At 39.0% G+C, this 6,749-nt stretch carries 7 protein-coding genes; 2 read left to right on the top strand and 5 right to left on the bottom strand.

Annotation, left to right across the window (positions count from 1 at the left end; genetic code table 11):
* Nucleotides 1-135 precede the first annotated feature (135 nt).
* From AXW61_RS07015 to AXW61_RS06995, 5 genes are read right to left on the bottom strand one after another with little or no spacing between them, the layout of a single operon-like run.
* A complete protein-coding gene (locus tag AXW61_RS07015; protein WP_062033618.1) occupies nucleotides 136-561 on the bottom strand; it encodes a BLUF domain-containing protein in 426 nt (141 codons plus the stop codon).
* Between the two features lie 47 nt (nucleotides 562-608).
* The gene (locus AXW61_RS07010; protein ID WP_004696423.1) at nucleotides 609-1,343 is read right to left on the bottom strand and encodes a proteasome-type protease; all 735 of its coding nucleotides are present in this window, start codon (nucleotides 1,341-1,343) and stop codon (nucleotides 609-611) included.
* Nucleotides 1,344-1,367: 24 nt separating this feature from the next.
* Entirely contained in the window at nucleotides 1,368-2,147 is a 780-nt protein-coding gene (locus tag AXW61_RS07005) for a transglutaminase family protein (protein ID WP_062033614.1), read from the bottom strand.
* Nucleotides 2,144-2,746, bottom strand: coding sequence for an alpha-E domain-containing protein (locus AXW61_RS07000; protein ID WP_062033611.1), 603 nt, complete (start codon nucleotides 2,744-2,746; stop codon nucleotides 2,144-2,146). Before AXW61_RS07000 ends, AXW61_RS07005 begins: the two co-directional genes overlap by 4 nt.
* Before the next feature lie 25 nt (nucleotides 2,747-2,771).
* On the bottom strand, nucleotides 2,772-4,322 hold the full coding sequence (locus AXW61_RS06995; protein ID WP_062033609.1) for a circularly permuted type 2 ATP-grasp protein: 1,551 nt from the start codon (nucleotides 4,320-4,322) through the stop codon (nucleotides 2,772-2,774).
* A 239-nt stretch (nucleotides 4,323-4,561) separates the two neighbouring features.
* On the opposite strand from AXW61_RS06995, the gene AXW61_RS06990 reads away from it, so the two are divergent.
* Together AXW61_RS06990 and AXW61_RS17765 are read left to right on the top strand one after the other, a co-directional pair.
* Entirely contained in the window at nucleotides 4,562-5,563 is a 1,002-nt protein-coding gene (locus AXW61_RS06990) for a WYL domain-containing protein (RefSeq protein ID WP_062033606.1), read from the top strand.
* Nucleotides 5,564-6,059: 496 nt separating this feature from the next.
* The gene (locus AXW61_RS17765; protein WP_062033603.1) at nucleotides 6,060-6,713 is read left to right on the top strand and encodes an SIR2 family protein; all 654 of its coding nucleotides are present in this window, start codon (nucleotides 6,060-6,062) and stop codon (nucleotides 6,711-6,713) included.
* The last annotated feature ends 36 nt before the right edge of the window (nucleotides 6,714-6,749 follow it).

Genomic DNA, 6,749 nt, shown 5'->3' with positions numbered 1-6,749 from the left:
CTATAATCACCTTGTGTACGCTTAACTCTTTGTTCTCGTTCATGTTCCATAAAATAAGCCTCTTAAAGGTGTAAACTTATTTCAGGACGGGACAGCAAATCTAACAAAAAAGCCCAAGTTCTACTTGGGCTTTTTTCAACACAAACTCTCATCGGGCTGGGCATCGTAAAGGTCCTGTAACAACTGATCAATTTGTTGCTGACTCATACTCTGCGGTTCAAATGTTGCAAAACCCATCTCACGCATTTTGGTATGTACACTACTCATACGTTGCACATACTTCATGCCCCAAGCTCTAAAATGTGCCGCGTGAATGGTTTTCGCCTCAAAGACTTTGATATCTTTATGTCTATGGTCTTTCAATAATTTCGACATTAATAATTCTAAAGCAGCTTCATCCCCTTCTAAGCACTGGAAATAATGCTGATCTGCATAATAAAGAACGCCTGAAATATTATGTATTGCATTAAAATCACGTGCTTCGCTTAAAATGTCTCGAACATCTTGAAGAAGCTGTACGTGATCCGACGTTGAAGTACTTGCATAGCAAATTTGCCGCATAGACTTCCCCAATTTATTGATTTCATTATTTTTAGCATCTAACACGTTTATACTAAATAGTCATCCGTCGGCTTTGCCAATTCTTGCAATCCTTTTCTTAAGGTATCCGACCATTGCTTACTGATGCTTGAAAAATACGGATCCTCTTCATCAATCCGCTTACCCACTGGAATATGTAAACTATCTCTTGTATACACCAAAGCATCTAAAGGCAAACCGACAGAAACATTGGAACGTAAAGTTGAGTCAAAAGAAATCAAACTACACTTCACCGCTTCGTCTAAGGGCATGTCATACCGTAATGCACGATCTAGAATCGGCTTGCCATATTTACTTTCACCAATTTGAAAATACGGCGTATCTTTGGTCGCACAAATAAAATTCCCCTGCGGATAAATATTATAAAGTTGCATTTCTGCCCCTTTAATTTGTCCACCGACCAATAAGCTACAGTAGTAATTACTCTGTTCCTGCGTGTCCGGCGCCATATCCGCCAAGACTTTTTTCAAAGTATGTCCAACCAACTCAGCCGCTTCGAACATGGTATTGACACTATATAAATTCGGTTCTTGGCTTAACTCCAGATGATTTTTTAAATGTCCAATCACCGCTTGGGTCGTTGCTAAGTTTCCTGAGGTCTGAATCGCAATAAAGCGCTCACCCTCCACACCAAAGGTATACAGTTTCCTAAACACGGATATATGGTCTACACCTGCATTCGTACGCGTATCACTTATAAAAACCAAACCATCTTGCAGACGAAGTGCACAACAATAGGTCATAGAACATCCTTTTTCAGCTAAACCTTAACAACTTAAAACTTGTACCATGGAATGCATCGATTCTACTCCACCTTTTTCACGTACGCCACGAACGGGAGCCACATCCCAATAATCGCGCCCAATGGCCACATAGATATGTGACTGTGGTTTGAACAATTGATTACTGGTATCAAAACAATACCATGCATCATCAATGTACACCTCGGCCCACGCGTGACTGGCGAGGTGTGAAGTTTCAGGCACATGCAAATACCCCGATACATAACGTACCGGTAAGCCAAGATGCTTACACATAGCAATAAAAACATGACTATGGTCCTGGCATACGCCTTGCTGCCCATTGAATGCATCGATTGCCGAAGTGAGCACCGAGGTTTCGGCAGATACATAAGGAATATGCACTAAAATGGCTTCTGACAGTTTCATCAAATTTTCCCGATTCAGCTCAGGCACATACTGATGTGCAAATGCCTTCATTTCGGCATTGCACTGGGTATTGGGCGTCGGCTGTAAAAATAAATTGGGATTCAGCCGATCTTGGATGCCATGTTCTGCCAAGCTATTAATTTCAACAATGCCCTGCGCCATTATGGTCAGCTGTTGATAGGCTTCACGTTGCGAACTGGTAATCCAAATATTATGAAACGCATCCCGTTTTTCTTCACGCTCTCCTGGCACACTCACATGCCAATGACGTACCTTTTGGTGTGAATTATTCGTGGGTGTCATTTTGATATATTGAATGCTATTCAGCGCCAATTCACTGTATTGATAATGCGTTTGGTGATTGATCATAAGTTTCATACATCAACCTCAAACAATTGTTGAATATAATCACTAAAATGATAAAAATTCATCGCATCAGGTTGCGATTTGAGCTCTAGCCAAGCCTGTGCCAGATTTAGCCAGCCCATTTCTTTTAACAACATGACGATGTTTTCTATTTCAACTAAAGTATTTTGTGCATCTTGTTTCAGGCGAATTTGACGGTCAAGCTGCTCAATCATTTGCCCCAAACTAAAGAATAAAAAGATATCACTGGCTTCAGACTCAAGTACATCCTGACACTCTCCAACCACATCACAAATATAGGCGGTGTTTTCAGTGGCATTTTTGATAAATTGATTCAGTTCCGCATAAGCCTTTGCAGATAAAATCCCGCGCAAGTCTTGAACATTACTCTTAGCGCTTTGAAATTGCTGGTTAAATGAAGCAGGATTGTTTGGGTTTAAAATCAGCTCATTCAGTGAGCACGCATCAAAAGCAGGCAAACAAAATGCATGCGCATAATCCATTGCAGGCTGGTCTTGGGTAAAAGGAAACTGAGCACACAAATATTGAGTACGTGTTAAATAACGCCCTAACCAAAAAATATTTTCAGCATTGGTGCTTAATAAAATCATAGTTCTACCCTCATATTTGTTTATTTTATGAATGTAAGTTTTCCACGACCCAAGTGTCTTTAATTCCTCCTCCTTGGGATGAGTTGACCACCAACGAACCTTCTTTCATCGCAACACGTGTTAAACCGCCAGGGACAATTTCGGTACGATACGGTGAACTGAGCACAAACGGTCTAAGGTCAATATGACGCTCAGAAACACCCGATTCAGTCATGGTTGGACTGACTGAAAGCTCTAAAGTGGGCTGGGCAATATATAAATGCGGCGTCGCCATGAGCTTATCTCTAAATTGCTCAATTTGGCTTTTACAGGCTTGCGGTCCAATCAGCATACCATACCCACCCGAACCTTGCGCCTCTTTGACCACTAACTGCTCAAGGTTCTCCAGTACATAAGCCAAGTCTTGCTTGTTACGGCATTGATATGTCGGAACATTTTTTAATATAGGTTTTTCACCTAAATAGAACTGAATCATTTTATCGACATAAGGATAAATCGATTTATCATCCGCAACTCCTGTGCCTGGTGCATTCGCAATAACCACGTTATGACTCAGATAAGCGGACATCAACCCTGCGACACCTAAAGTACTGTTCGGCATAAAGCACAGCGGATCAAGATAAGCATCATCCAAACGGCGGTAAATTACATCTACTCGTTGACGGCCACGAATGGTTTTGACATAGACCTTATCATGCTCTACAAACAAATCGCGCGATGTCACCAAAGGCACATCCATTTCACGGGCTAAAAAAGCATGTTCATAATAGGCACTATTAAAACGTCCCGGTGTCAACACCACGATGAAAGGCTGATCGACATACGCATTTTCAGCCAAGATTTCTTTTAGTAATTGTGGGTATTGTTCTATGCCTAAAATATGGTTCTTCTGCATCAAATCAGGCATAAGTTTTTCACTAATCTTACGACTTTCAAGCATATAAGACACACCCGATGGCGTTCTTAAATTATCTTCAAGCACATAAAACTCACCCTGACCATCTCGAATAATATCAATCCCACTAATTTGGCTATAAATCTGCCCCTTTAAATGGTGTTCATACATATGCGGTTGATAAGCCTCATGCGTCAACACTTGCAGTTCTGGAATAATTTTCGCTTTGAGAATGTCTTGTTGATGGTAAATATCATGTAAAAATAGATTTAAAGCCCGCACACGTTGTGCAGAGCCAAGGGAGATTTTATTCCATTGTTGTTTAGCGATCACACGTGGAATTAAATCATATGGAATGGTGCGCTCAATACCCTCAGATTCACCATATACAGTAAACGTAATACCTTCATATAAAAAATGCTGTTTGGCAATTTGGTTCAGTTCTTCGAGTTCTTCTACACTATGCTGTGACAACCAGTGCTCAATACGCGCACAAGCCTCACCAGACATCGCTTGGTCATCTGTCATTTCATTAAAGAAATTCGAGGTCATTTGATGAAACAATCCAACAGACTGGCTCGATAGACGATCATGAGAGTGAATCGGATTTAATACAGGAGAGTTAAGCTTATATCCGTCCAACATCGTATTTACATTTGTATCTTTATCTTCTTTAAACATACAAACCTCTCAATTGTTATCGATATGTAACCCATACGTAGCAATATCTATGCCATGGATTTCTAAAGATGCTTTGTTTATTAATCGATAAAAAACGCATTGCTTCAATTCTATTTCGCATTAAGTTGTGTCAAAAAATATAACTGAAAAATTTCAAGCAAAGCTTGCTTAAACGAATGAGTTTTCTTATTGTGTTCACATTCAAGTAAGTAATTTCGACTCCTATATTTTATTAAACTATGTCTATACAAGAAAAAGAAACGTCCAATAGTCTCTATCGCCAATGGCAAATTTTGTCTCGCCTTTCCACTGGAAAATGGATGGGGACTCGAGAGCTGCAAGAGATTTTACAACGCGAAGGCATCGATATTACTTTGCGAACCATTCAACGTGATTTGAACCAAATCTCTCAACGCTTCCCGATTGAAAACAATGGGGCTGTGCCTCAAGGTTGGCGTTGGCGTTCTGATGCTCCAATTCAAAGCTTACCGCACATGACCAGCTCTCAAGCGGTGACGTTTATGATGGTTGAAGAACACCTTAAACATCTTCTTCCTCCAAGCTTAATTGAAGAAATGAATCCATGGTTTGACTTAGCACGTCGTAGCCTCTCTACCCAAAATAATGTACGCCAATGGATTAACCGCGTACGCATTGTCCCTGCTACACAACCGCTGATTCCCCCTATTGTGGAGAAAACAGCACAGCAAGCCATCTATGAAGGACTACTCCAAGACAAACAGCTGGAATGCGTTTATCAAGGTTTAAACCAAGCGGCTGAAGCAAAAACCTATACGCTCAATCCACTTGCATTGGTTCAAAAAGGTGCAATTATTTATTTGATTTGTACCCGCCACGACAAAACCGATATTCAGACCTTTGCACTGCACCGTTTCAAATCAGCGACGGTTTTAACCACTCGTGCCTTACACCCAGTCAATTTTGATATCGATGAATACATCGAATCGGGTGCATTAGGTTTCCGTGTAGACTTTTCAAAACCTACAGAAACCGTTGCACTTACCCTGACTATGACTGAAATAGATGCACTGTATTTGGAAGAAACCAAACTCAGTACCAATCAGGTTTTAGAACCGCTTGGAAATGGGCAAATCTTGGTTCATGCGACCGTCCCTTTTACCAATCAACTGGTGTGGTGGTTACGTAGTTTTGGGCATAAAATTAGTCACATTGAACCCAAAGAAGTTCGTGATGCAGTTAATCAAACTATCACCGACTAAAATAAAAAAAGCCCCAAGTATTAGGGGCTTTACAGTTTTTTTGGTATTAGATATTTGAATTGCTTGGGTTTGTCGTTTTCATTGCTCATCTTGGTTTAATGCCTCCCCTAAACCAAGATAAGTGCGCTGTTTTTGGTGATTGATACAAACTAGCATTGGCATGCAAGCTCTCCACTGTTAAAACGGATCGATTTCATCGTCATGGTGTTGACCTCATGTTAAGAACGTAGAATCAATTTAAAAGATGGCGATACTTTTGTGAAATAACATGATTGGCTATTTTTATCTGTTTTTATCTTAAACAACTATTTTGCTTTGTTTATCTGCCAAAACAAAAAGCCAGCCTTATGATCAAATCATAGTCAAAATTGATTCACTAAAATTAAGCTATAAAAAAACCTCATGATAATGCGGTTTTTTTTTAAGAGAAAAATCAGTGTTAATTTGATTTAAATTCCATATAATAAAAAAATTATATTTTTTAATAAGTTATAAAATGAGTTTTTCAGTTAAAGATATTGCCAAAACTTTAAAAGATAATAAAAAACAAGGTTTACCTGTCATTATTTTCACAGGTGCAGGCTGTTCCAAAAGTGCAGGAATGCCTTTAGCGAACGAACTTGTAGCCGAAATTAATAAAAAATTCAAAAGCAATCTTAGAGCATTAACTGATACTCAGAAAAAAGATTATGGTTCATGTATGGGGAAACTTACCCCACATGAACAAAAAACTCTGATAGAAAAACACATTTCAAAAGCAAAAATCAATTGGGCACATATCGCTTTAGCCAGTCTTTTGAAGGAAGGCTATATTGGTAAAGTTCTAACTTTCAATTTTGATAATATTCTTAATCGTGCATGTAGCTTAGATAATTTTTTCCCACCAACTTATGATCTGAAAGTTCTCTCAGAAGAATACTTTTCTGCTATTCCCAATCAATCTATTGTGCACCTTCATGGACAATGGAGTGGTTTTCAACTTGCAAACTCAGATATTGATACTAAAAAACAAGCTGAAAAATTAAATAATTTTATTAAAAATACTATTAATAACTCACCCACATTATTTATTGGCTATAGTGGTGGAGCAGATTCAGGCGGTGTTTCAAAAAGTATGCTGAAAAAAACAATATGGCTTTTGATAAAATAGAGGTATGAAAATAACGCTACAAATCAAATGTCCTAC

This window comes from Acinetobacter sp. BMW17, assembly GCF_001592855.1.
GTDB lineage: Bacteria > Pseudomonadota > Gammaproteobacteria > Pseudomonadales > Moraxellaceae > Acinetobacter > Acinetobacter johnsonii.
Note: the sequence above shows the minus strand (reverse complement) of the source record. Positions and strands in the feature narration are given on the sequence as shown.

What these genes read in the sequence shown, in the direction of transcription:
- AXW61_RS07015 (WP_062033618.1), bottom strand. Translation starts at nt 561, where the DNA reads ATGCGGCAAATTTGCTATGCAAGTACTTCAACGTCGGATCACGTACAG.
- AXW61_RS07010 (WP_004696423.1), bottom strand. Translation starts at nt 1,343, where the DNA reads ATGACCTATTGTTGTGCACTTCGTCTGCAAGATGGTTTGGTTTTTATA.
- AXW61_RS07005 (WP_062033614.1), bottom strand. Translation starts at nt 2,147, where the DNA reads ATGAAACTTATGATCAATCACCAAACGCATTATCAATACAGTGAATTG.
- AXW61_RS07000 (WP_062033611.1), bottom strand. Translation starts at nt 2,746, where the DNA reads ATGATTTTATTAAGCACCAATGCTGAAAATATTTTTTGGTTAGGGCGT.
- AXW61_RS06995 (WP_062033609.1), bottom strand. Translation starts at nt 4,322, where the DNA reads ATGTTTAAAGAAGATAAAGATACAAATGTAAATACGATGTTGGACGGA.
- AXW61_RS06990 (WP_062033606.1), top strand. Translation starts at nt 4,562, where the DNA reads ATGTCTATACAAGAAAAAGAAACGTCCAATAGTCTCTATCGCCAATGG.
- AXW61_RS17765 (WP_062033603.1), top strand. Translation starts at nt 6,060, where the DNA reads ATGAGTTTTTCAGTTAAAGATATTGCCAAAACTTTAAAAGATAATAAA.